This is a genomic window from Pseudovibrio sp. W64, assembly GCF_001623145.1.
GTDB lineage: Bacteria > Pseudomonadota > Alphaproteobacteria > Rhizobiales > Stappiaceae > Pseudovibrio.
The window spans coordinates 150,782-176,487 of record NZ_LMCI01000008.1; the positions used below are offsets into that span (position 1 = coordinate 150,782).

22 protein-coding genes are annotated in these 25,706 nt (G+C 53.7%); 15 read left to right on the forward strand and 7 right to left on the reverse strand.

All coding sequences use genetic code 11. The features are described from left to right. Positions 1-5 precede the first annotated feature (5 nt). The 9 genes from PsW64_RS05065 to PsW64_RS05105 all read left to right on the forward strand — a co-directional run bounded on the left by PsW64_RS05065 (position 6) and on the right by PsW64_RS05105 (position 11,379). A complete protein-coding gene (locus PsW64_RS05065; RefSeq protein ID WP_063302909.1) occupies positions 6-1,160 on the forward strand; it encodes an enolase C-terminal domain-like protein in 1,155 nt (384 codons plus the stop codon). Continuing rightward, entirely contained in the window at positions 1,157-2,398 is a 1,242-nt protein-coding gene (locus PsW64_RS05070) for an NAD(P)/FAD-dependent oxidoreductase (protein ID WP_063302910.1), read from the forward strand. Before PsW64_RS05065 ends, PsW64_RS05070 begins: the two co-directional genes overlap by 4 nt. Positions 2,399-2,431: 33 nt before the next feature. Next, complete coding sequence (locus PsW64_RS05075; RefSeq protein ID WP_063287563.1) at positions 2,432-3,412, forward strand: TRAP transporter substrate-binding protein; 981 nt, start codon at positions 2,432-2,434, stop codon at positions 3,410-3,412. A gap of 62 nt (positions 3,413-3,474) precedes the next feature. Further along, positions 3,475-4,008 (forward strand): TRAP transporter small permease, encoded by a 534-nt coding sequence (locus PsW64_RS05080; protein ID WP_057461374.1) that lies wholly within the window; start codon positions 3,475-3,477, stop codon positions 4,006-4,008. A gap of 5 nt (positions 4,009-4,013) precedes the next feature. After that, entirely contained in the window at positions 4,014-5,327 is a 1,314-nt protein-coding gene (locus PsW64_RS05085) for a TRAP transporter large permease (protein WP_057461373.1), read from the forward strand. Positions 5,328-6,359: 1,032 nt separating this feature from the next. Then, positions 6,360-6,713, forward strand: a complete 354-nt coding sequence (locus tag PsW64_RS05090) for a hypothetical protein (RefSeq protein ID WP_057461372.1) — start codon at positions 6,360-6,362, stop codon at positions 6,711-6,713. Positions 6,714-6,792: 79 nt separating this feature from the next. Further along, on the forward strand, positions 6,793-8,517 hold the full coding sequence (locus PsW64_RS05095) for a type I secretion system permease/ATPase (RefSeq protein ID WP_063303111.1): 1,725 nt from the start codon (positions 6,793-6,795) through the stop codon (positions 8,515-8,517). Then, positions 8,510-9,826, forward strand: a complete 1,317-nt coding sequence (locus PsW64_RS05100; protein ID WP_063302911.1) for an HlyD family type I secretion periplasmic adaptor subunit — start codon at positions 8,510-8,512, stop codon at positions 9,824-9,826. The genes PsW64_RS05095 and PsW64_RS05100 overlap by 8 nt, the downstream gene beginning before the upstream one ends. A gap of 371 nt (positions 9,827-10,197) precedes the next feature. Next, positions 10,198-11,379 carry a pyridoxal phosphate-dependent aminotransferase gene (locus tag PsW64_RS05105; protein WP_063302912.1) on the forward strand — a complete coding sequence of 394 codons (1,182 nt, stop codon included), beginning with the start codon at positions 10,198-10,200 and terminating at the stop codon, positions 11,377-11,379. Positions 11,380-11,388: 9 nt separating this feature from the next. Here PsW64_RS05105 and PsW64_RS05110 read toward each other — a convergent pair whose 3' ends face one another. From PsW64_RS05110 to PsW64_RS27545, 5 genes are all read right to left on the reverse strand, one after another. Further along, positions 11,389-12,345: a serine hydrolase domain-containing protein gene (locus PsW64_RS05110; protein ID WP_208980580.1), complete on the reverse strand. Its 957-nt coding sequence runs from the start codon at positions 12,343-12,345 to the stop codon at positions 11,389-11,391. Between the two features lie 299 nt (positions 12,346-12,644). Then, positions 12,645-14,198, reverse strand: coding sequence for an MFS transporter (locus PsW64_RS05115; RefSeq protein ID WP_063302914.1), 1,554 nt, complete (start codon positions 14,196-14,198; stop codon positions 12,645-12,647). 23 nt (positions 14,199-14,221) lie between these two features. After that, the gene (locus PsW64_RS05120) at positions 14,222-15,121 is read right to left on the reverse strand and encodes an alpha/beta fold hydrolase (RefSeq protein WP_063302915.1); all 900 of its coding nucleotides are present in this window, start codon (positions 15,119-15,121) and stop codon (positions 14,222-14,224) included. Further along, positions 15,118-16,209 carry a patatin-like phospholipase family protein gene (locus PsW64_RS05125; RefSeq protein ID WP_208980581.1) on the reverse strand — a complete coding sequence of 364 codons (1,092 nt, stop codon included), beginning with the start codon at positions 16,207-16,209 and terminating at the stop codon, positions 15,118-15,120. Before PsW64_RS05125 ends, PsW64_RS05120 begins: the two co-directional genes overlap by 4 nt. A 70-nt stretch (positions 16,210-16,279) precedes the next feature. Next, complete coding sequence (locus PsW64_RS27545; protein WP_193757750.1) at positions 16,280-16,450, reverse strand: hypothetical protein; 171 nt, start codon at positions 16,448-16,450, stop codon at positions 16,280-16,282. A 37-nt stretch (positions 16,451-16,487) separates the two neighbouring features. Between PsW64_RS27545 and PsW64_RS05130 the strand changes: the two genes are divergently transcribed. Beyond that, the gene (locus PsW64_RS05130; RefSeq protein WP_063302916.1) at positions 16,488-16,997 is read left to right on the forward strand and encodes a hypothetical protein; all 510 of its coding nucleotides are present in this window, start codon (positions 16,488-16,490) and stop codon (positions 16,995-16,997) included. A 188-nt stretch (positions 16,998-17,185) separates the two neighbouring features. Further along, positions 17,186-17,962, forward strand: coding sequence for an alpha/beta hydrolase (locus PsW64_RS05135; protein WP_063302917.1), 777 nt, complete (start codon positions 17,186-17,188; stop codon positions 17,960-17,962). A gap of 58 nt (positions 17,963-18,020) precedes the next feature. On the opposite strand, the gene PsW64_RS05140 is transcribed toward PsW64_RS05135, so the two are convergent. Continuing rightward, positions 18,021-19,742 (reverse strand): amidohydrolase, encoded by a 1,722-nt coding sequence (locus PsW64_RS05140; RefSeq protein ID WP_063302918.1) that lies wholly within the window; start codon positions 19,740-19,742, stop codon positions 18,021-18,023. Between the two features lie 93 nt (positions 19,743-19,835). Then, positions 19,836-21,224, reverse strand: coding sequence for a cytochrome P450 (locus PsW64_RS05145; RefSeq protein WP_063293415.1), 1,389 nt, complete (start codon positions 21,222-21,224; stop codon positions 19,836-19,838). A 358-nt stretch (positions 21,225-21,582) separates the two neighbouring features. On the opposite strand from PsW64_RS05145, the gene PsW64_RS05150 reads away from it, so the two are divergent. From PsW64_RS05150 to cyoC, 4 genes are all read left to right on the forward strand, one after another. Continuing rightward, positions 21,583-22,008 (forward strand): nuclear transport factor 2 family protein, encoded by a 426-nt coding sequence (locus tag PsW64_RS05150; RefSeq protein ID WP_063293416.1) that lies wholly within the window; start codon positions 21,583-21,585, stop codon positions 22,006-22,008. Between the two features lie 169 nt (positions 22,009-22,177). Continuing rightward, a complete protein-coding gene (cyoA, locus tag PsW64_RS05155; protein WP_208980583.1) occupies positions 22,178-23,104 on the forward strand; it encodes a ubiquinol oxidase subunit II in 927 nt (308 codons plus the stop codon). Beyond that, positions 23,098-25,095, forward strand: coding sequence for a cytochrome o ubiquinol oxidase subunit I (cyoB, locus tag PsW64_RS05160; RefSeq protein WP_063293417.1), 1,998 nt, complete (start codon positions 23,098-23,100; stop codon positions 25,093-25,095). The genes cyoA and cyoB overlap by 7 nt, the downstream gene beginning before the upstream one ends. After that, positions 25,092-25,700 (forward strand): cytochrome o ubiquinol oxidase subunit III, encoded by a 609-nt coding sequence (gene cyoC / locus PsW64_RS05165; protein WP_057461360.1) that lies wholly within the window; start codon positions 25,092-25,094, stop codon positions 25,698-25,700. The genes cyoB and cyoC overlap by 4 nt, the downstream gene beginning before the upstream one ends. Positions 25,701-25,706: the final 6 nt, after the last annotated feature.

The following is a 25,706-nucleotide window of genomic DNA, read 5'->3' on the forward strand; positions in this document are numbered from 1 at the left end:
GAGCCATGAACGCTGCACAAAAAATTACCGGCCAAAAGATCGTTGGGATGGATGTCTGGCACGTACAGTTGCCAGTGAACGCCCGCCGCGACCATGGCATTGGTTCTGTTGAACACGCCGTTGATATTGTCATCCTCCGCTTAACGGCGGAGGGGGGCGAAACCGGTTGGGGGGAAGCCTCGCCGTGGTCTGTCTTCACCGGTTCTGCAGAAGCCACCTTTGCGGCGCTCGACCGCTACATCCGTCCGCTTGTTGTTGGCCGCACCATTGGTGAACGCGCCACGATCATGAAGAACGCCCAAAAGGCGGTTGCTCATTGTACCGAGGCGAAAGCTGCTCTGGAAACAGCACTGCTCGATCTGCAGGGCCGAATCTCTGATTTGCCGGTCTGGGCGCTGCTGGGTGGCAAATGCCGCGATACGATCCCTCTTTCCTGTTCTATTGCTGATCCTGATTTCGATCGTGATTTGGCATTGATGGAACGTTTGAAAGAGGATGGTGTGCGCATCATCAAGCTCAAAACCGGCTTCAAAGGTCATGAGTTTGATATGATGCGTATGGAGCGCCTACGCATGAGCTATCCTGAGTTTTCCATTCGCGTGGACTACAATCAGGGTTTGCACCACGACAGTGCCCTAGCGTGCGTTCGCGACATCGCGAGTTTTCAACCAGATTTTATTGAACAGCCGGTTGCGCATAACCTTCGGGAACTTATGGCAACTATCCGAAATTCCATCGATGTGCCGCTTCTTGCGGACGAAAGCATCTTTGGGCCAGAGGATATGCTGACCGCGATTAACATGGGGATAGCTGACGGTGTTTCAGTCAAAATAATGAAGAGTGGAGGCTTGACTCGGGCCCAAACTGTAGCCCGCATGGCCGCTACCGCTGGTATGAGTGCTTATGGTGGCGACATGTTTGAATCCGGCCTCGCCCACCTTGGCGGAACGCATATGATTGCTGCAACGCCAGAAATCACTTTAGCTTGTGAGTTTTATCAGGCAAAATACTTCCTAGTAGAAGACCTTATGGAAACGCCATTTGAAACCAGAGGCGGCGATGTGATCGTTCCGCAAACGGCAGGCTTGGGAGGCCGGCCGGATCTGGAGAAAGTTGAGCACTATGCGATTTCCAAGAGTGCGGTGCTGGGGGCTGCATGAATAAAAATAATGTCGTCGTCATCGGTGCAGGGATCGTTGGTGTATCAGCAGCTTTATGGTTGAAGCGTGAGGGTCATGATGTGACCCTCATCGACAAGGGTGAGCCCGGCATGGGCGCATCCTTTGGCAATGCATGTGTTCTGGCCAGCTGCTCCGTGGCTCCAGTCACAGCGCCGGGTCTGATCCTGAAAGGCCCAAAGCTTCTGCTGGATCCAAACTTTCCGCTGTTCCTGCGTTGGAGCTACTTGCCGAAGCTGGCGGGCTGGCTGGCACGTTACCTGTCACACGCAACGGATAAGGAAACCCGCCGCATCGCGCAGGGGCTGACACCGATTGTTGGTGACAGTGTGGACCAGCACCATGCATTGGTGGACGGAACCAGCGCGGCTAAATGGCTGCAGGAAAGCACCTACAGCTTTGCCTACAACGACAGAGCCGCCTTTGAAGCAGACGCATACACCTGGGAACTGCGACGCAAAGCTGGATTTGTGCCGGAATTGATTGAAGGCGACGCCGTTCACGAGATGGAGCCAATCCTTGCCAGGAACATCAAACTGCTGGCGTTGATGCGTGATCACGGGTTCATTCAGGATCCGGGTGCGTATGTTCAGGATCTGGTGCAGATTTTCAAAGAGATGGGCGGCACATTTGTGCAGGCCGAAGTGAAGGATTTCGATCTGTCAGGCGGCTCGATTTCAGCTGTTATGACTGACAGAGGACGTTTTGAGTGTGATCGTGCCGTTTTGGCAACTGGCGTCTGGTCCAAGCCTTTGATGAATAAGCTTGGCATCAGCGTACCGCTGGAAGCCGAGCGCGGTTACCATATTTTATTCAAGAACCCGAGCGAGCAGCCGAGCCAGCCAATCATGGTCGCTTCCGGCAAGTTCGTGGCAACACCAATGGCACAGGGATTGCGCTGTGCAGGTGTTGTTGAGTTTGGCGGGCTGGAAGCAGGTGCTTCCAAGGCCCCTCTGGCTCTACTACGGAAAAAGGTTCACGAGAGCTTCCCGCATCTGGAAGCATCAAGCGAAGAAGAATGGTTGGGCTTCCGCCCTGCGCCATCGGACAGTCTCCCCCTCATCGGTGAAGTGGGCAAAAGCGGCGTGTATGCGGCGTTTGGGCACCACCACATCGGCCTGACGGGCGGTCCAAAAACCGGGCGGCTGGTCTCTGATCTGATCAGCGGTAAACGCCCCAATAACGATATAAGCCCTTACGATCCGCAAAGATTTAATTGAGGGCATCACTAATTTTCTTGGAGGAGAGAACATATGAAGAAGTCTAGTCTACTGGTCACCTTGAGTGTTTCCGCTATGGCGTTGGGGGCAACTGCTGCTTCTGCGGAAAAGTGGGACCTGCCAATGGCATACTCAGGGTCCAACTTCCATTCTGTAACGGGTGCAGAATTTGCAGCTTGTATTACGTCTGGCACTGGCGGTGAAATCGAAGTAACCACTCACCCGGGCGGCTCCCTGTTTAAGGGCGGCGACATCAAGCGCGCAGTTCAGACCGGTCAGGTGCCAATCGGTGAGCGTCTGCTTTCCGGTCACCAGAACGAAAATGCCCTGTTCGGTGTGGATTCCGTTCCATTCCTCGCGACATCTTTTGATGATGCGGCAAAGCTTTGGACTGCTGCAAAGCCAGCGCTTGAAAAGGTTCTTGGCGAACAGAACCTGACCCTGCTGTATTCCGTGCCATGGCCTCCACAGGGTCTGTACTTCAAAAATGCAGTCAACTCTGTTGCTGACATGGAAGGCATCAAGTTCCGCTCTTACAACACCGCAACTGCGCGTCTTGCTGAGCTGACAGGCATGCTACCAGTTTCCATTGAAGCCGCTGAAATCTCTCAGGCGTTTGCAACCGGTGTTGCTGACTCCATGGTCTCCTCCGGTGCAACTGGTTACGATCGTAAAGTTTGGGAAAGCCTCAACTACTTCTACGAAGTGGATGCATGGCTGCCACGCAACTACATGCTTGTAAACTCTGATGTGTGGTCTGGTGTTTCTGAAAAGAACAAAGGCATCATTCAGGGCTGCGCGGCAACGGCAGAAGCAGCTGGCCTCAAGCGTTCTATCGACTACACAAACTTCACCCTTGATGGCCTGCGTGAAGGCGGCATGAAGGTTGAAAAGGGTAGCGACCAGATGAAAGCTGACCTGCAGGAAATTGGTGCAACCATGACTGCAGAATGGCTTGAAGCTGCTGGTGACGATGGCAAGGCTGTTGTCAGCACCTTCAAAGCAATGAAATAAGCACGCAAAAGCCGGAGAACCTTTTGGAACTCCGGCTTTTTCTTTTTTCGAGGGGGAGAACAATGAAGCTGACACGCGCACTGCGCTTAGGGCTGGATGGGATCTACAAGACAGCTGGAGTTCTTTCCGCGCTTTGTCTGATTGCCATCCTCGGACTGATTGTCGTGCAGATGCTGGCACGTTGGACGGGAGAGGTCTTTCCGGGCGCCGCAGAATATGCAGGCTATGCCATGGCCGCCGCCAGTTTCCTTGCATTTGCCAATGCCTTGAACAAGGGCATCCATATTCGCGTATCCATCCTGCACCAAATGCTGGGCAAGACCGCACAGCGCATTCTGGAAATCTGGTGTTTTGCCATTGGCTCCGCCACGATCTGGTACTTCGTGTACTACGCCTACCGTTTCGTCTACTGGTCTCACAAGTTCAACGACATCAGTCAGGGACAGGACCGCACACCGCTTTGGATCCCACAGGGCTTTATGTTCCTTGGTGCCTTGATCCTTGCGATTGCTCTCACAGACCACCTCCTTCAACTCATATTCACTGGCAAGCACCGTATTGCGCCTGAACTTGAAGAAGCAGTTGCCGGAGAATAAGAGCAATGGAAAATATAAGCATTATCATTCTGTTCCTGTTTGTCATGTTCACCTTGCTTGGCACCGGCGTCTGGGTCGGTCTGGCACTTATGGGTGTGGCATGGGTTGGCATGGAACTGTTCACCACCCGCCCTGTTGGCGACGTGATGTTGACGACCATTTGGTCGGCATCCTCCTCCTGGACACTGACGGCGCTGCCGCTGTTCATCTGGATGGGTGAAATCCTGTATCGAACCCGATTATCGGAAGATATGTTCCGCGGCCTTGCCCCTTGGATGGCCCGCCTTCCAGGTGGTCTGGTTCACACTAATATTGTGGGCTGTACAGTCTTTGCAGCGGTCTCTGGTTCTTCTGCCGCGACACTGACCACCGTTGGCAAGATGTCTATCCCCGAGCTGCGTAAACGTGATTATCCGGAAAAGATGATCATTGGCACGTTGGCTGGTGCAGCAACGCTGGGTCTGATGATCCCGCCGTCCCTGACGCTGATCGTTTATGGCGTGACCATTAACGAGAGCATCTCCAAGCTGTTCTTTGCAGGCATTATGCCGGGCATCGTGCTGGCTGGCATGTTCATGGCCTATGTGGCGATCACCTCTAAAGTCTCTTCTAAATGGGATCCGAAAGCGGAACCTGAGATGAGCTTTGCTGAGAAGGTCAAGAACACCCGCTTCCTGCTGCCAGTGATCCTGCTGATCCTCGTTGTGATTGGCTCCATGTATCTGGGCTACGCAACGGCGACAGAAGCTGCAGCCTTTGGTGTGATTGGAAGTCTGATCCTTGCTGCGTCACAGGGCTCACTGTCCTGGAAGAGCTTCACGAGCAGTTTGATGGGGGCGACCTATACCTCCTCCATGATTGCACTGATCCTTGCCGGTGCTGCGTTCCTGTCTCTTTCCATGGGCTTTACAGGTCTGCCGCGCGGTCTGGCTGACATGATCGCAACGCTGGAGCTCAGCCGCTTTGAGCTGCTGATGGTGCTGCTGGTGTTCTACGTGATCCTCGGCATGTTCCTGGATGGCATTTCTTCTGTGGTGCTGACCATGGCTGTGGTGGAGCCTATGATCCGTCAGGCGGGTATCGACTTGATCTGGTTTGGTATCTTCATCGTGGTGGTGGTTGAGATGGCGCAGATCACGCCGCCGATCGGGTTTAACCTGTTCGTGCTGCAAGGCATGACCAACTATCAGATGGGGTTCATTGCGCGGGCAGCGTTCCCGATGTTCCTGATCATGGTCGCGATGGTCTTTGTCCTGATCGCGTTCCCTGAGATCGCCACATGGCTGCCTGAGAACATTCGCAGCAGGCCCGGAGGTTAGCGCCTCTGAACCACCTGCCGTAAGTGCCGATCTCTTAATGCCCCGATCTACGAAAGTAGGTCGGGGTATTTACTTAGAGTAAGCAATCTAAGGTTCATCAGATTAGTTTGATTAAACCATTAAGTGCGCACAGACGCTGGATTCCTCATTTCTAAATTTCCGGATTTGTCCTCTTCAACTGACACTATTATCCACTTTGATTGCCCTGATTTGCCGTTGTGTGGTCACTTTTAAGGTAAATATATGACCTAAACGGCACCTTGGTGATATATTTTCACTATAAAATGAGTGTCACCCTCATATTTTTTATGTTGACAGACGTATGAGTGTGACATGCATCACGTCATACGGGGTAACTTACTCAAACGTAAGGTACTTTTTATCGATAAATTTTTATGTAAGATAAATTTAATATACCCTAAGTATAAAAATACTGATATTTCAATAATACCTAGAGTTGTATTTGCATTAAACATTTGGATAACATTTATTCTAGATCTAAAAGTATAAAATTGTTCGCCACATTTCCGCCCTAATTGCGGCCAAATATTGAACTCAGATCAGGTCACCTCCCAAAACGGGGATGTGTAACTGGCGGATTGCATCGTATCTGTAATGTGTACTCAAAGTGGTATGATGAGATTAATGCAAGTTATGCATAGGGGATTTGATTAGAACTTCAGGTAACTGAAGTTGGTTGGGTGACACTAAACGTTACTCAAAACGTTTGTCGCTATGAGGCATGCTCATTGTGAGCATTTAGCGAAGCTGGGAGGCTAGGCTATGACATATATTCGTAGTGTAGACTTGCATTCTGAATGCGGCATTAGCAGTGTTCGGGTGCGTCCAGGGACTTCTTCGAAATAGAGAACCGACTTGGATTGGGACCCTTTGAAGCCAACACGTAACGTGTAGCCATCTGAAGGACCTCCTGCCAGCGGTATCACACCAACAATTTAACATCACTGTACCTCGGAGTGCGCTTCGGGAGCGGTGAAACTTATCTAACTTTTGTCTGAAAGGGATAAAGACATGGGCTGGTGGAATCCATTCAAAGCAATCGCAAACGTCGTAACCAAAGCTGTTAGCGCAGTGATTGAAACCGTCTCCGATGCATTTGGTCAGCATGAGCTTGGTCAGAAGATTGCAGGCGTATTTGAAGCTGTGGTCGACACTGTTGTTGACGTTGTCGTGGACATAGCCGTGGGGGTTGCAACATCAAACCCAGTTACGGCCGTTGTCAGCGTCATCACCAACATCGCTGAAGGGGTAAAGGACGTTTATGACGCTCTCAACCCTGCATCTGAAACTGTAGAAGTTGCTGCAGCAGATGCACCAGTGCTGGAAGGCAATGCAGACTACGGTTCTGATGACATGTTGATGTAATCAGAACGGTTCGGGCGCCACGAGCTTGGGTGTGGCGCCCGAACCAACCCAGCATAAAAACAACAAGCTGGAGGGTATTTTGGGTAAGCCGTTACAAGAGCACACATCCTACATTTCCAACGCCTTTCGCAAACTCTATCGGGCGTTTTGGGGCATTGGTGGCATCAGCATGTTAATCAACCTGCTTATGTTGACTGGCCCTTTGTTCATGCTGCAGATCTATGATCGCGTCTTGTCCAGCAGCTCTGTGCCAACGCTTGTTGTTCTCAGCCTGTTTGTGGCTGTGCTTTATATCTTCTACGGAATTCTGGATGGCCTGCGGAACCGGCTGTTGCTGCGTGTTGGTCAACACGTGGATGAGCAGCTCACCGGTCTGGCCTTTGAAACATCGACCCGTGTCCCGTTGGTTATGGGCGCTGAGGGCGAACGCTCCAGACCTGTCAGTGATCTGGACTCCATCCGGCAGTTCCTGTCCGGCTCCGGTCCTTCCGCGATCTTCGATATGCCATGGATGCCGCTCTACTTGGGCATCGTGTTTCTGTTTCACCCGCTTTTGGGCACCACGGCTCTCATTGGCGCCTTGTTCATCTGTGCCTTGATTGCGCTGAACGAGTTGTCCTCTCGTCGCCCGGCTGCAAACACAGCTGTTGAAGCCAACAAGCGGACTACGTTGATTGAAGCGTGCCGCCGCAATGCCGAGAGCATTGAGGCCATGGGCATGATCGACCACTTGCGTGACCGGTGGGAGGATAACAATGATGTCTTCCTTGGTCGCCAGCGGGCAGCCTCTGACCGGTCCAACATCTTCACCACCATGATCAAGACCCTGCGGTTCATGCTGCAGTCCGGTATTCTTGCCCTTGGGGCGTGGCTGGTCATTCAACAGGAAGTCTCTGCTGGTGTTATGATCGCGTCCTCCATTATGACGGCCCGTGCGCTGGCTCCGGTTGAGATGGCAATCGTCAACTGGCGTGGTTTTGTTGCCGCCAGAGTTGGCATTTCGCGCCTTCAGGAAATCTTCGCCTCACAGGCAAAGCCAAAGGAACGGGTGTCCATTCCGTTCCCGCAGGAGTCGGTTGTTGTTGAAGGCTTGTCCTGTGGACCAATCGCAGCCAAAGAAGCCTTCGTCAAAAACGTTTCTTTGGAACTGAAAGCTGGCGATGGTCTGGGCATCATCGGGCACTCCGGGTCCGGCAAGTCAACGCTGACGAGAGCGATGGTTGGCATCACCAATCCGCTGAAGGGCTCGATCCGTTTTGATGGCGCGGAGCTCGACCAATGGAGCGCGATGGATCGCGGTGACTTCATCGGCTATCTGCCACAGGACATTCAGCTCTTTGATGGCACCATTGCCGAGAACATCCAGCGTTTTAAGCCGGATGAAAACAGCGACAAGCTGATTGAAGCCGCTCGCATGGCCAACGTACACGATCTGATTGTGAGCTTGCCGGAAGGCTACAACACCGTCATCGGTGCAACTGGCAACGGCCTTTCTGGTGGTCAGCGGCAGCGGATTGCACTGGCGCGTGCGCTTTATGGCAACCCGTTCCTGATCGTGCTGGATGAGCCAAACTCCAATCTGGATGCGCAAGGCGAAGCAGCGCTGACCAACGCAATCCACGACATGCGTGAGCGCGGTTCCATCGTCATCGTGGTGGCACACCGTCCGGCAGCAACGTCAGCAGTCGATCAGATCCTTGTGATGAATGAGGGTGAAGCGGAAGCCATTGGTGCAAAAGACAAGATCATGAAGCAGGTGATAGCTCCGCTTCGCAAGCCGCAGGAGGTGGTGTTAAATGGCTAGAAATACCGACAATTCCTACGATATCGGCGCAAGCATCACCCATCACCTCAAATGGGGCGGCGCTCTGGCAGCACTCCTCATCTTCGGTGCAGGTACCTGGACAGTTGTGACGGAAATTTCCGGCGCGGTTGTTGCGCCGGCAACCATCGTTGTTGAAACCAGCACCAAGAGTGTGCAGCACCGCGATGGCGGCATCGTCAACCAGATCCTGGTTAAAAACGGCGATCCGGTGAAGGCCGGAGAACTTGTCCTACGGTTGGATGATACTCTCACCCGCTCCAATCTGGCTGTGCTGACCAATCAGCTGGATGAGCTTTATGCGCAGGAATCCCGGCTGACCTCTGAGATACAGGGCCGCACTGAGATTACGTTCAAGCAACGGGCGAAATCTCCTTTGCACCGTGCGCATCTGATGATGATTGAAGAAACCCAGCGCAACATGATGGAAGCGCGGCAGAAAAATCATCTGAGCAAGAAAGAGCAGCTGGAAACCCAGATCGGTCAGTTCGAAAAGCAGATCGACGGCCTAGAGCTGCAACGGGATGCAAAACAGAACGAAGTGGACCTGATCAACACCGAATTGGGTGGCTTGGAATCTTTGCGTAAAAAGAAACTGGTGACCGAGTCCCGTGTCATGGCGTTCCAGCGTGAGCGCAGCTCTCTGGAAGGCGAGCTTGGCGGCATCATTGCCCAGATCGCCCGCTCTGGAGAAGCGATCAGCGAACGCCGGGTCATGATCATACAATCAGATGAAGAACTGCGCTCCAACAATCTGGAACAACTGCAACAAACCCGCGCCCAGATCTCTGAGCTCGAAGAACGACGCATTGCAGCGCAGGACGAGCTTCGCCGGACGGAAATCAGAGCACCCCAAAACGGCAAGGTGTTTGATCTGGCCATTCACACCATCGGCGGCGTCATCATGGGCGGCGAAGTGGTGATGAAGATTGTGCCGGAAGAAGACCAGCTCATCGTGGAAGCTAAAGTGCAGCCGGTGGATGTGGATCAGATCAACCCCAATCAGGAAGCAACCATTCGCCTGCCCGCGTTTGACAAGCGCACCACCCCGGAACTCAAGGCGCGGCTGAAAACCATCTCGCCCGATCTGGTGGAGGACCCGCGCACAGGCAGCACTTATTATCTGGCCGAGCTGGCTATTCCTGAAGAGGAACTGGAGCGTTTGGACGGCAAATCTCTTATTCCGGGCATGCCGGTTGAGGCGTTTATCAAGACAGAAGACCGGTCTGTTCTGTCTTATCTGATCAAGCCAATGATGGACCAGATCGCACATGCGATGAGAGAGACTTGATGCTCCTGGGGTTGATCCGGGCATATCTCTGAAAGATGGGTTTTCAGGCAAAGATATACCCAAAAGCCATAGCCCCAGTGTGTTGTGAGAAGTTGAAGCAATGGCCGCTCCTGTTGCTTCAGCAACCTCCTCCCGAGAGCCCGGAACCCTAATTCCGGGTATGTGAAGGCCCGTGTGGTGCTATGCCGCCGCCCTGTGCGAGCACTGCACGGGCTCTTTCCCTCGCAAACGCTTGACGAAATCTCTATCCTGGAAAATGCTATTTGCTGATATATGAATAGACTTCAGGACGGTGATGCCTTGGGTCTTATTTCGCCCCCGAGGCTCACGAGGTTGATCATTGTTTGAAATCCGGGCGGACGGGCAACATATTGACGAGTTTAGCAAAACAAGGGCTGGAAAGCCGTGCAATTCAGGTTCCTCCATCCATCACGCGAGAGCTGGCAAATACTGCCATGAGCGTGGAGGGCCTTATTCCTTTGTGGTTTGGGGAGCCAAACATCCCCACCCCCAAATTCATTTGTGATGAGGCGGCACGATCCTTGTCTGCGGGAGAAACGTTTTACGCAGAAGGGCTCGGACGGCCTTATTTGCGAGAGGCGATCTCAGGCTATATGAGCGAGCTTTACAACAAGCCCATCGGCGTGGACCGTGTTGCGGTTACCGTCTCCGGCGGCAATGCGCTCAATCTGGCCTTTCAGTGTGTGCTGGAAGAAGGCGATACCGTTGTCACGCTGACGCCCGCCTTCCCAAACCTGCTCTCCATTCCCAAGCTGCAAGGTGCCCGCACGGTCACCCACTCCCTTGAGGTCAAGGACGGCAAGTGGTCTCTGGATGTGGAGGGGTTTCTGGAAACCGCCAGGGGCGCAAAGGTGGTGTTGCTCAACTCACCTTCCAACCCGACGGGCTTTATGCTGACCAAACATGAGATTGCGCGGATTATGGAAGTTCTGCGCGAACGTGGTACCTGGCTGATCTCTGATGAGGTTTATGCCCGTACAGTTTATTCCGGCAAGGCTGCTCCATCGTTTCTTGAGGTGTCCGAGCCGGAAGATCGCCTGATCGTGGTGAATTCCTTTTCCAAATCGTGGGCCATGACTGGTTGGCGTTTAGGCTGGCTCACCTTGCCACCAAGCCTGACGCCTGTTGTCGAAAAGATCGCCGAGTTCTCCATCGCCAGTGCCCCGCCGTTCTCTCAGCGCGCAGCGGTGGTTGCACTTCAGCAGGGCGAGGAGTTTGTTGCGCAAATGGCAAAGAACTATCAGCACGCACGCGATCTGGTGTGCTCACGCCTGCTCGCCCATGAGGGCGTGACCTGCCCTGTGCCAGAAAGTGCTTTTTATGCTTATTTCAAGGTGGACGGCGTGACGGATTCCGTCGCTTATGCCCGCATGCTCATTGAAAAGGCCAAGGTGGGGCTCGCGCCGGGAGATGCATTCCTTGTCGGGGAACCGGGTTGGTTCCGCCTTTGCTTTGCGCAAACGGATGAGCAGCTCAATGAAGCCATGGCGCGGCTGTCTCCGTTCCTTGCCAATGCGCGGGAAACAGTGTGACCCTGTAAGTTAGAACCAATGATAGGAGGGCAGTGTCCCTCCTATTGTATGGAGAATAAGCGGTTCGATCTTCTCAAAGAGCTTCTCATTGTTGGAAAGCACAACAATCCCCATATCCTCCTGCGGATAACCAACTGTGTAAGAGCGATAACCCGGATTGCTGCCCCAGTGCCAGATGGAGCTGTTTGGCTTGGTCGCCTGAAGCCCCCACCCCATTGACCAGCCGATCTTGCCTGTCACAGTTTTGTGGGTTTGCAACATGCGCTCTTTCAGCTCGGGCTCTGCCGCCTCATCCATCATGGCAACCAGAAAGCGGGCGTAGTCTCCAGCTGTAGTGTGCAGGCTCCATGCCGCATTTCCGATGGTGGGTTTCCGCTTGTCTTTTATCCGGTCCCCCTCTGCATCATACCCAAAGCGTATGCGGTAATCGTAGGCGCGTTGCCAGAGATAGCTGGTGGATGACATGCCAAGCGGCTCGAACACATGAATGCGCGCCAGCGTCTCAAGGTTCAGCCCCGTTCGTCGTTCCAGCACCTGCTGCAACAAGGCATAGCCGGAACCGGAATAGGTAAACTCCGTTCCCGGATCAAACTGCAGCTTCAGCGGGTCTTTCTCATCAAAGTTGGCAAGGCCGGAGGTATGAGAGAGCAGCATGCGAGCGGTGATGCGCTTCAATCGTGGGTCAGAGCCTTCAAACAGATCCGGGGCGTACTGGTAGAGCGGGCGTTCCAGCGAGAGGATATCTAAATCCACCAGTTTCAGCGTCAGATAGGCGAAGACGGGCTTACCGAGGGAGGCAACTTCAAAAATAGGTTCTTGCGCCCCAACCACAGTTTTGCCTCTGCTGGATTTGTCGTAGAGACGGATAAACTCCACCTTCCCCTCACGAACCACCGCCACACTCAGGCTTGCATCCGGATTGCCGCGCTGGATACCTTTTGCGTGCTCGTCCAACTTTGCAATCATATCTGCTTGTGGGGCTGTTTTTTGGAGGGGCGTGGATTCATTGCAGCCACTGAGCGCCAGAAGTCCTGCCAAAACTGTTAGTGTCCGTAGATGCATCAAGAAGCCGTCTTAAAATCAGGTGGTGCCAAGGTGTTTATGCAAATCGCCGGGGCATCGCTCCGGTTACCCTGAGAGCATACGCCTAAGAAGATGAAGGAGAGATTGGTCTGAGCAGTTAATTTTGGCCAAACCTGTAAGCAAGTAAAATGGCGCTAATGCGTCAGGTTGTGGCTTACGACCCTTACACGGGGACTTTCGCACTAATCATCTGCTGGCTTTTCCGGTGCTGGTGTCTTTGAGGCTGGTGGTCTTTGTCTTGGTGTGTGGCCTTTAAAGGCCCAAAGAGACATGACAGCGGCACCAGCCAAAACCAGAGCGCTGAAGAAAAAGCCATCTGCAAGTGCTCGGCTGCTGATTGCTTTGAGGATGTAAAGCGATTGCGGCCAGCGCTCGTGCAGCAAGGCGGCAGCGGCAGGTTGATCCCCCATGAACTTGTAGAGCAGCAATTGTAGCAGTTCACGGTCTTTGTCATTAGGCTCCATCAGCTCAGCTGCAGCGGAAATCATCGTCTTTTCCCGCCAGTTGATGAGCGCCCCCACACAGGCAATGCCAAAAACGCCCCCCACTTGCCGGCAGGTTTGCAGCAAGGCCGTGGCGCGGGCACGGGCGAGCAGAGAAACGTGAGAAAGTGCTTCCGTGGAAACGGAGCTGATGAGAAACCCCAGTCCGGCCCCCATCAGCATCATTCCGGGAAACAGCATCCAGAGATTGTTGTAGTGGATCACCAGGGCCTGCATCAAGAAACCTGCCCCCATGGCCAGACTGCCGCAAACTGCAAGATTGCGGAAATTGATTTTGCCCACCAAACGCCCCCCGAACTGAGCGCAAATGATGATTGTCAGCACCACGGGCAACATGGAAAGGCCGGCTTGAAAGGGCGTCAGACTCAAGACGTTTTGCAGGAAAACAGCGCCAAACACCACCTGTGCCAACAAGCCAAACGGAATGCAGAAGAGCAGTAGACAGCAACCCAGATAGACCTTGTTTTCAAAGAGGGAGAACTGGATGAATGGCTGTGCGACACGGTGCCTGCGGGCAAATAGCAGGTAACAAATCAGAGCTATGAACCCAAGCGAGACGACCCCTTCCCCCAATGTGAGGCGATAGTCGCCCAAGCGTTGAACTGCAACGGTGAACACCAGCAATGCCATGACAAAAAGGGCTGCGCCCAGAAAATCAAAATTGCCGGTTTCTCTGGAGGTTTTGCCCTTACCGATGGCAAAGGCCATGATCAGGACGGCAGCTCCAATGGGTACGTTGAACAAGAACACCAGCCGCCACGAGAACAGCTGCACCAGCGTGCCGCCCACCAGTGGCCCTGCTGCCATAAAGACCAGGCCAGCGCCAACATAATGTGCCAGAGCCTTGCCCCTTTCATCCGCCGGATAAGAGGAAAACACGAGAGCCGTCGCCGCAGGCTGCATCAATGCGGCGCCGAGCCCCTGAAACACGCGGGAGGTTATGAATATGTCACCCGTCGGAGCATAGGCACAAGCGAGCGAGGCGGCTGTGAACAGTGCCACACCGATGCGAAGGGAGGTGAAGTAGCCGAATTTATCACCCAACCAGCCACCACACATCAACATGGAGGCCAACGCGATCAGGTAGGCATTGACCGCCCATTGCAGGTGCACCGGACCAAAGGCATAGGTTCGCTGAAGGGATGGCAGAATAATGCCCAGCACAGTCTGATCGATCATGACTAGAGCGAGTGCCCCGATCATATTCAACAAAACCAGATGTTTGCGGGCCATGCTTGCCTCCACTCGTTTACGGTTCAGGCACGGTTTTCAATTTGAGCCAAGAAGCCCATCAGCGCTTCTATGGATTGCGGTTCATCCAACAAGGGACAGTGCCCGCGATTGGGAATATCCACCGATTGCATGTAAGGGGCCATGTTCTTCATAGAGCGGATGGTAACGGCAGTGGTGACATCCGACAGCTCACCGCGAATGGATAGGACAGGAAGCTCAAGGTCGGCGGCGCGCTGGTGAGCCTGCCACAGATCACGGAAGTTCTCTTTGTTCTCGCAGAGTGCAACGCCGAGATTGTCGTCGTAGCGATGGTGCCATTTGCCGTTTTTGCGACCATACATGGACAGCGCCATGCGCTCCCACTGGTCCTCCGGTAAGTTTATAAATTGGTTGCCTACGTGCTCTTTGATGGTGCTGACCACTGCACTCAGCTCTTCTTCGTCCTCCAGCTGTCCGGCATACCCAAAAATGCGCGACATGCCAGCGAACTCGATTGTGGCGCCAAGGTCATTGAGCACTGTGCCAGCCAGCATATCCGGGTGATCCTCTACCATCAGCATGGCAAGCAAAGCGCCAAGGGAGGAGCCGAGCAGCACTACGGGCTGTTCTCCGATAGACTTCCAGAACTCGTAGATATCGCGGATGTAAACGGTGGTGTTGTAGTTGCGGTAATCCGGGTCATAGTCGGATAAGTCCCGCCCGCGCAGGTTCAGCGCGTAGATCTTGTAGGACTGGCTCAGTTGGACGGCCATGGGGTCCAGATCGCGCGCGCAGCGGGTCAGGCCCGGCAAGGCGATGATTGCGGGTTTTCGGGAGGTGTCATTGCCATACACACGGTAATTGAGCTTGATGCCGTCGGAAGCCTCGAACCATTTGCTCTCATAGGCGCCGCTGTCATATTTGCTTTCGTCAATCTCACTCATTGGCACCTCTTTTCGTCCGGGTGCGGTTTGTGCTCTGAATGGGTGTTGTCGGTCATATGGCCTTCGTACGTCGCCGATATGATGGCCTCAATACGGTCGGCGTAATTGATCAACGCCTGATCCGCAGCCAGATATCCGGTCTTGATGCGCTCGTTGATGCTCTTGGGTTCAAAATCCACCACACCGGTCAGTGCATTGTGCTCAGCCTTTACTGTGATGATGTGGGAGATCGCGCGCATTTTCATGAGCGAACGGTAGTGATCACAGTCTCTGATGGGAGAATCCTGAGGCACCAGTTTGTCCAGATCGTAGAGCATATGCGAGTAATGCTGAGCGCACTTGTCGCCGTCCAGCATGAGCCAGAACTTGTCCTCAAACATGAGCTCCGTCATGCGATAGACCGCTTCTTCTACTGTGGTGGGAATGATGCCTTCCGGACAGAACAACTCGATCAGGAAGATTGGCATATGGGAGACCTGGTAGTCATCCAGTATACGCAGAAGTGACCGGATCGGCGTGTTGTCGTAAAGTCCGCCATCCCAGTAATAATGTCCGTCCAGCTCAATTGGTGGGAAGCCCGGAGGCAGAGAACCACTGGCCATGATGTGCTTGGAGGTGAGGTAGTGATCCCGGTTGGAGAACCGCTCAATCTGCCCCGTTGCCACGTTGGTTGCTGTGATCACCAACCGTGGTGCCTCCTCGCTGTTGAGGCGCTCAAAGTCGATGAACTTTTCCATGGTCTCAAGCGCTGGGGTGATGTCGTAGATGCTGGGGCGATTTTCACTCATGAAAGACGGCGGGTGCAGCTTGAAAAAGCGAGGGTGACCCATGCTGGCACGCAGCAGCTTCTGGCTGGAATGCCATATAAAACCGGGCGCGTGGCTCAGATGCTCCCACAGGGCGTGGAGGGTCTCGATAGGGTCGCCGAGCTTTGGGGCCGCAATGACAGCCGCATTCAACGCACCAATGGAGGTGCCAGTGATGATTTCCGGCTCAAAGCCTGCCTGATAAATGCGGGTGAGCGCACCGACCTCATAGGCTCCAAGAGCTCCACCGCCTTGCATGACAAGGCCAACTCCTTGTGTCATCTACCGTCCTTCCGACAGGGTTTCCTGCATTCCCCCGGCGCACTCCAGCTGTTAGAGAAAGACCTCTTTCTCACCCAACCCAGAGAACAGACGTGATGATGAGCGGCCCGAAAAAGCCCACCTCACGGATGAAGCTTAGGCGCGAACCTCCAAAGAAAACATAAAGCCTTTCAGAAAATCGTGCTTTTGAAAGGCGAGAGAAATCACTCAGGCGCAAGCCTTCGCTGACACTATGGCTCATTACAATTTCTGCCTCGATGCAATGAAGTCATAACTCAATGAAAAACAAACTATTATATAGCTTCGCCCAGAAGCTGAAGAACCTGCGAAACGTAGCGGTGCTCGCTCTGGTTGGGCTTTCACTGGCAGCGTGCCAAACGACCATTACGGCGAAAGACATTGAAGCAGCGCGCGTGAATGTTGCAAAGCTGACTGTGACTGGAGATTGGAAATACCAAGGGCTCCACAACGTTTTGGGCAAAGACTACGATAAAGACATCATCGTTAAAGCCACAAAGAGGGCCTTAAAGACCAAGTTGAATGACTTGCATGGCCCGACACGCGTCAACGTTGAAGTCACGGTGCGGAGCTTCTTCATTTCCAACATGGGGTATGATGTTCTCTTCGGTACTGGGGCATCCTCTATGGCTGGCATAGTAACGGTTATCGAGGCAAGGACAGGTAAGATCATTATTAAAGACGAGTGGGTAGGCACTGCGGTGGCAAATCCTGAAGTATTTGCTGAACAGGTCATGGCTAAGATTTTGCGATCGACAAAGAAGCCCTAGTGACTTCAAATAGCAGCCGTTGCTCCGTGCAGCGGCATGCTGCTGTTTGTTAGCCCTCTCTGGCTCAAACCTGCTGATGAGGTGGACCGGTAACATCTTACGCAACGCTTACAATTCGTTGAGCCTGACCTGATAAAGCAACTATGGTGGGGGCATTGTTTGGCCCCTTCCTTTCTTAGGAGCTTCAGATGCCAAACAGCTCTTTACCTCCAGTCCTGCTTTTGACCGGCACCAACGCTGCGGCCTGGACGATGGACACTGTTCGTATGTCCTTCGAGGCTTCCGGGTATGTCTGTCACAGCCTCACCTATCGGTATCATAACCTGCCACCCGGGCCGGAACGCGATGCCAAGCTTGTCGGGGTGAGCATCGCGGATTATGTGGAGGATGCCCGGCAAGCAATTGAAAAGATTGGCGAGGCGCCGATTGTTGTCGGGCACTCGATTGGCGGGGTTATCGCGCAGCTTTTGGCAGCCGAGGGCGCCATAAAAGCAGGGGTTCTTCTCAACAGCAGCATTGTGAACGGCATTTTGCCGACGACGGACGGGGAGCGCGAACTTGGCAAGCTGCTCATTTCTGCCGGCGCATTTTGGGAGCAGGCCCTGGAGCAGGATTTCGAGCTTCTGACGACGTATGGGTTCAACACGCTGCCGCCCAATTTGCAACGGGACATCCATGCGCGTCTCTGCTCCGAATCTGGGCGGGTGCTTTTCGAGTTTGTCTTCTGGATGTATGACGTTCGCCAAACCACGTTTGTTGACCCGAACAAGGTCTCTTGCCCCTTGCTTTTCGTCTCAGGAACCGAGGACAAGGCTGTGACGCCAAGCACCGCGCGATTGATGGCGGAGCGCTACGAAAAATCGGATTTCCTCGCGGTCAACGGGGCCTGCCACTACATCCAGTTTGAGGACCAGTGGCCAGAGACAGCTGCCAAGGTGCTCGACTGGTTGAGACAGAAACTGTGAGTAGACTGCTCGTTTCAGTTGAGCCAGAAGCAAGAGGATAGCTAAACCGACGAGCTTTCTATGTGCTGGTGGGCTCGCTGTCGTCACCCATCATCATTTTCCAAATGGCTTTGATGGCCAGTTCCGGGTCAAACCAGCTCACAAAGCGGGTATCTACGGGTTGGCCATTGCGGATCGTCATGGCGGGGCGGATCAGGCGCAAGCCCTGCGGCATCATAACCTGAGGGTTGCCGTTGAGCAGAGTGAAGTCGGCCTTCATGCCGACAGCAATCATTCCAAGCGTATCTTCCTGCCCCAGCTGGCGAGCGGCGTTGACTGTCATGGCCTGCAACGCTTCTTCAAGCGTCACAGCCTGATCTGCGCCAACCACCGTGTTACCACTGGTGGATGTGCGGGACATGGCAGTCTCAACAGTTCCCATCGGGTTCATAGGCGTTGCAGGGTGGTCCCCATGGAAGGTTACGACAGCACCGGCATCCTTGGCATCGCGCACAGGCATGTAGCGATCCAGCCGTACTTTGCCAAACAAGCTTTCCAGCTGATCACCGTAATGGCTGATATGATCGACAAAGAAACCAAGAGATACGCCCAGATCAGCTGCTTTCTGAATTTGCTCGTTGGTTATAAGTGCGTTGTGCTCAAGCCGATGTTCAATGTCATCGCGCGGGTCTTCGGCCTGAATGGCGGCAATCGCCATCAACGCCTGATCAATGGCGCGCTCTCCCTGCGCATGCATTGCCACTTGCCCGCTGCGTTTGTGTACGTCACGGAGTTTCTCCAACAGGTCTGTATCACTCATGCTGAGGTCACCCCGGTGACCCGTAGACAGGCCTAGTCGTTCCAGCACCAATTCGGAATCTTCATAGGGCTCATGGATTGCGGCCCCACCCGTAAACGGTGATCCGTCCAGCCAGAACTTTGCACCCAGGATGGTGAACCGGTCATCCCCGCCAAAGCGCCAGTTGGGAAGCTGATCCTCTGTCAGATAAACGTAGGTTCGCACTGGTGGATTGTCTTCCAGCCCAACACGCTGCAACAAACCAACAGGGTTGGGATGGCGACCTACAGCCCCTGTCACGCCAATGGTGGTGTAACCTGCCTTGGCATAGTCAGTATAGGTCTTGCGCACCAGCAATTCGACGGCTTCATCCGAAGGGGCGGGAATGGCAGAGACAACACGGTTGATCTCTTCCAGCTCTCTCAGCATTGGGCCGCGGCGCGGGTCAACACCAGCTTCTTTCAGCGCAGCGGTATTGGCGTAAGCCTCGTGCATCATCTGGGTCAGAACGAGCATGGGTTTATCAGGAGAAATGGCGTCCAGCTCCGCCAGTGTTGGCGGAGAAAGGTCTCTGATCGCAATCGGATCCCAACCGTAGGCCAGTACCCACGGGGTTACGCTGAACTCATCGGCGGAATCCTGCAGGGCCTGCATGATTTGCATGCGGTTGTCGTATTTAAAGGCGCTGATGTCCGTGGCTGAGCCCAGCAGGGCAGCTGCAATCGGGTGGGTGTGGGGTTCAATCAAGCCCGGGATCAATGTGCCTTTGAGGCGTATGATCTCCACGTCGGCAAGGCCTTCCAACTCCCGCACATCACCAACGGCCATGATCTCGTTGTCATCAACCAGCACGGCCTGCACCTGTGGCAGGTCCGGGTCCATGGTCAAGACGCGGTCTGCGGTGACGATGTATTTGCCGGGATAGGTCGGTGGAAGAGAGTACCAATAGTAGCCCGCAGCAGCTCCGACGATGATAATTACCAACCCAGCAATCCAGCGCATACCAACCTCCCAGTTCTTACCCTTACGGAATGATGCATATAATTGGCGGTGATGCCACCCGATAGTTTCGGGCTATTCGCAGGTTTTGACCTGCTATTGTGCCATATGATGGCGTTTGATGAGTTTGCATCTGATTTCTGAACCCGCCCGCAAGGCGACACCGGATTCCGGAAAGACCTCGTCAGGCTTCATAACTTTGAAACTGTAAAAGCGTGTCAGACGGGCCAGCAAGACGATTGCCTGCACCGTTGCAAAACTGGCGCCTGCACACACGCGCGGGCCAACACCAAATGGTATGAAAGCGCTGGTCACGGGGTCGTCAGCGCGTTCAAACCGGTCCGGGTCAAAGTGGTCCGGATTGTTCCAATAGGATCTGTGCCGATGCACGATCCATGGTGATATAATGATAAGAGCCCCGCGAGGAATCTTGTGACCGCCTATGGCGCTGTCCTCTTCTGCCATACGGGTCATGAAAGCGATTGGTGGATACAATCGCATGGTTTCGCGGAAGACATCCCGCGTGAATTTTAGTTTGGAGATATGCCGGTACTCAATGTTCTCACCGTTGGTGACATTGTCGGTCTCTCTCCTGATGCGCTCCGAATAATCAGGCCGCTGGGAAAGAATGAAAAAAGCCCAGTTGAGGATTGCCGAGGTTGTCTCATGTCCAGCAAGGAAGAAAGTTGCAATGTGATCGACCAGCTGTTCCTTGCTCAGGGGCTGGCCCGTTTGTGGGTGCCGGGCATCAAGCAGCCTCTGGCACATATCATCGTGCTGGCCAAACCGGTTGGCGGTATGTTCCTCTACCAGATCACGCAGCAAGAGGCGCAACTCATTGCGGAGAAGCTCCGCTTCCTTTGGCATCGGAGTTTTGGGGGCGTCTGGCGTTCCGCGCAAAATCATTTTGCGCGCCCATGTGGTCGTGATGGATTGGTAACGTGAAGACAGCGAAAACACCATGCGTGCGCGATCATTGTCAACCGGATGCGAAAAGATAGTGCGGAAGATGATATCTGCGGTCAATCGGTTCATTTCATCGCGCAAGCTGATGGTCTTACCGAGTTGCGCCATTTGATCCAGAAAAGACAGAAACTGCGTGCAGGCACTTTGAACATGCTTGTACGCACCACGAATGCTGACATGGGAAAATACCGGAGCAATCATTTCCCGCTGCTCTTCCCATTTGGGACCACTGACAAGAATGGTGCTCTCACCAATCACCGGCTTGAGCGTATCCACCATCACATCGGATTTGGGAAAGGACAGTCGTTTCTCGACCAGAACCTCGTTGACCAGATCAGGCGCGTTGACAAGGAAACAAGGGCGCTTGGTAAAATAGATCCTCTCCATCGGGCTGTTGAAGAATTCTCCGGGGATCAACGTTAAAACGTTGCGTGCCCAGAACACGCGAAACAGACGCAGACCACGAAGTGGCTTGCAAGGCGTGGGAGCCGGTGGCCGATAGAGGATGGAGTCAGGCATGTGTTGCTGCTTCTCCGCGGTACATATCGATCGCGTGACAACTGTGTTTGCTCATTTTCTGCTCTGGACCATGAAAAACAAAAAAACGCCAGATAACGCAAAAAATGCATAAACCTTTCAAAATCCACGCAACTAAAACTTCCTGTTATATTTCTAGCACTTAGCTCGCTAATGCTGCCCTAAGGAAACCACGCAAAAATCTGAGTTTCTCTTCATAAATCCTCAAGCAAGCGTGCACTTGTTCCCGTCTCTTCTGACTAGCTTGACCATTACGTCAATATAAGTTTGACTGGAGGGGCTCTGACTCTCCTGCCTGTGTTTTAGGAGAACAAAAAGAGACACCGGGGAGGATAAGATGATGTCGACACCATATTCTGAGAAGTTGCAAAAGTGGCTGGATATGCTGGAGGGCGGCAAAGATCTGGCGAAGTTGTCGGCTTTGATTGCCAAGGACTGCGTGTTTTACAGCCCCGTGGTGCACACGCCGCAACGCGGACAGCAGATCACAGTCATGTACCTTTACGGTGCAGCGCAAGTGCTGGGCGTCAACAACACCTTCAAATACGTACGCATTCTGGATTGTGGCGACAACGCAGTGCTGGAGTTTGAAACAGAGGTCGATGGCATCTACATCAACGGCGTTGATATGATCCATTGGAACGAGGAGGGCCTGATTGATGATTTCAAGGTCATGCTGCGCCCGTTGAAGGCGGTGACCATGGTGCAGGCGAAAATGGCAGAAATGCTGGAAGGCCTTAAAGCTCCCGCAAAGGCGGGGGGATAAATTGAAAGAGACGGGGGAGTAATTGATAACCATCTCTGTGCTCCCCTCAAAGAATTGGTTCCTGAAATCTCATGGGTCTCATGCCGTCGGGCCGTGACCTTAAATATTCTGTAATCCCCACCCCCTTGAAATATCCCCGTTAGGTCACCCACTCCTGCGCGGGATTACGATGAAACATTTCATTTCAAAACCTTTCATAACGGGAATAACTCTGCTGGGCCTCCTGCTTGTGTTAGCTGGATGCGGCCTTCAGACGTCCCCGGTTGCTGACCCCAAAGGCCCGATTGCCCTGATAGAACGCGATCTGCTTTACACCGCCTTCTTCATCATGCTGATCGTGGTTATTCCCGTTTATTTTATGGTGTTCTGGTTCATCTGGCGCTACCGCGCAAAAGGTGGCAGCGGTGAATACAAGCCGGACTGGCACAAATCCACCATTATCGAGGTGTTCGTCTGGTCCATTCCTGCGGCCATCATCATCACGCTTGGCTATCTGGTCTGGACGTATTCCTACAAGCTCGACCCCTACAAAAAGATCGCGACGCCGGAAAATACCATCAATGTGCAGGTGGTGGCGCAAGACTGGAAGTGGCTCTTCATCTACCCGGAGCTTGGCATAGCCTCCGTCAATGAGCTTGCCTTCCCCGTGGATAAAGCAGTCAGCCTGCAATTAACCTCTGACACTGTGATGAACTCGTTCCTCATACCCGCATTGGGGGGACAAATCTATGCCATGGCGGGGATGACCAGCGAGTTGAACCTGCAGGCCAATGAGACCGGACGCTTCCGTGGCCGCAACACGCAGTACAGCGGTGACGGGTTTGCCATGCAGTTTTTTGATGCTGTTGCCATGACGCCCGACGAGTTTGATGCGTGGGTTGCCAACGCCAAATCGCAGACCAAACCGCTCTCCACCGTGACCTACGATCAACTGGCACAGCCGACCATCGGGCACGACGTGGAGTATTTCTCCTGGGTTAAGCCCGGCTTGTTTGCAGAGATTTTGAAGAAGTACGCCCGACGGCCCGAAACCACCTTGCGCCGACACGCACCGGTGACGACCCAACCTGCTTGTGAGGGGGATACACCATGCTAGGAAGATTAGGATTAGACTCTCTCCCCTTCTACAGTGCCATCGCTTTTGGTGGTGCCTCAATCACCGTCTTGGGTGGGTTGGCCGTTTTTTTGCTGGTCACCTACTTTGGTAAGTGGCGGTATTTCTGGGATGAATGGCTGACCAGCCTTGATCACAAACGCATCGGCATCATGTACATCGCCCTTGCCATGGTGATGCTGGTACGCGGCTTTGTGGACGCGCTCATGATGCGCTCCCAGCAGGCCATTTCCTTGAACAATGATGGATATCTTGCCCCTGAGCATTTCGATCAGGTGTTCAGTTCTCACGGCACCATCATGATCTTTTTCATGGCCATGCCGTTCCTGACAGGCCTGATCAACATTGTGGTGCCACAGCAGTTAGGCGCACGTGATGTGGCCTTCCCGTTCATGAACTCCATCAGCTTGTGGCTGACAGCAGCAGGTGCAGCGCTGGTGATGGTCTCCCTTGTCATCGGCAAATTCTCAACCGCTGGGTGGACCGGCTACCCGCCATATTCCGGCGCTGAGTATAGTCCGGGTGTGGGCGTTGATTACTGGATCTGGGCGCTGCTGGTCAGCGGTGTGGGCAGCACCATGACGGGGATTAATTTTGTCGTCACGATCATAAAGTGCCGCGCGCCCAAAATGCGCCTGATGCAGATGCCGCTGTTCACCTGGACCACTTTATGCACCAGTCTACTCATGGCTTTCGCTTTTCCAGCGCTGACAGTTGTTGCTGCGATGCTCGGTTTGGACCGGATTCTTGGGTTTCACTTCTTCACCAATGATTCTGGCGGCAACATGATGAATTACGCCAATCTGATTTGGATTTGGGGACACCCGGAAGTTTATATCCTCATTCTACCCGCGTTTGGCGTGTTCTCAGAAGTTGTCGCAACCTTCTCTCAGAAAAGGCTTTTTGGCTACAAGTCACTGGTCTACGCAACAGCAGCTATTACCATCTTATCCTTCTCGGTCTGGCTGCACCATTTCTTCACCATGGGCTCCAGCCCCAATGTGAATGCGGTCTTCGGCATTGCGACCATGATCATTGCCGTTCCGACTGGAGTGAAGATTTTTGACTGGGTGTTCACCATGTACAAGGGGCGGATCATCTTCCACCCTGCCATGTTATTCACCATCGGATTTTTGATCACCTTCGTGCTTGGTGGCGTTTCCGGCGTGTTGCTAGCGATCCCTCCTGCCGACTTTTTGATGCATAACTCCACGTTCCTTGTCGCGCACTTCCATAACGTGCTGATCCCCGGTGCGGTCTTCGGGTACTTTGCCGGCTTCCAGTACTGGTTCCCCAAAGCAACCGGCTTCAAGCTGGACAGAGCGTGGGGTGTTCGTTCCTTCTGGTTCTGGATCATCGGCTTCTACCTCGCCTTCATGCCGCTCTATGCCCTTGGTTTCATGGGCATGTCTCGCCGGATGGAGCGTTACGATGTTGCCGAGTGGCAGCCCTATCTGATCGTTGCAGCCGTTGGTGCCTTGAGTGTTCTGATCGGCATTTTCTGTCAGGGTATGCAGCTTTATGTGAGCATTCGCGACCGGGAAAAGAACCGCGATCTGACGGGCGATCCGTACAATGGCCGGACGCTGGAATGGCAAACCTCTTCCCCTCCTGCCGAGTATAACTTTGCCAAGATCCCCGATGTGCAGGACATTGATGCCTTCTGGGATATGAAACAGCGCGGCGTGGCTTATGCCCCAGCGCAAAATTACGAGGACATTCACTTGCCGCGGAACACAGGCATTGGTGTCTTCCTCGGTGGTCTCGGGTTCCTCATCGGCTTCGCTGTCACATGGTACATCTGGTGGCTGGTCGCCCTTGGGTTCCTTGGCGTGCTCGCGTGTTTGATAACCCGCAGCTCGCAAGATCACACCTATGAGATTATCCCCGCTGCCGAGATTGAGGCCCATGAAAAGGCCCGCATCAAAGCCTTGGAAGCCCACAAACCAGCACCGGGGGATTTCTGGTCATGAGCACATACAGCCCTAAAACCACCGGCTCTCCCGGACCGACAGAAGAAACGTTAGATATCAGAGACTTGGGCTTCTGGCTCTACCTGATGACAGATGCGATTATCTTCTCGCTTCTGTTTGCAACTTACGTGGTCATGTTCCAGAACACTGCCACAGGACCGCTGCCGATTGACGTGTTCGACATCAAACACGTTTTTGCCGAAACCATGTTCCTGCTCTTTTCAAGCGTAACATTTGGCTTCGCGTCCCTCGCCTCTGTCAGAGAGCATAAAAGTCAGGCAGTGTTCTGGCTGATTGTCACCATTGTGCTTGGTATGGGCTTCATATCGCTGGAAGTGATTGAATTTGTTGGCATGATTGAGTCTGGGGCCGGACCGCAGACCAGTGGCTTCCTCACCTCGTTCTTCACGCTGGTGGGAACACATGGCGCACATGTGAGCCTTGGCATGATTGGGATCACGGTGATGATCTTCCAGATTCTCATCAAAGGGCTGACCTCTCCGGTCAAATCCCGCCTCCATCGCCTCGGCATGTTCTGGCATTTCCTCGACATCGTCTGGATCGGCATTTTCTCAATCGTCTACATGCCCGGCTGGCTTATTTAGGAGAGC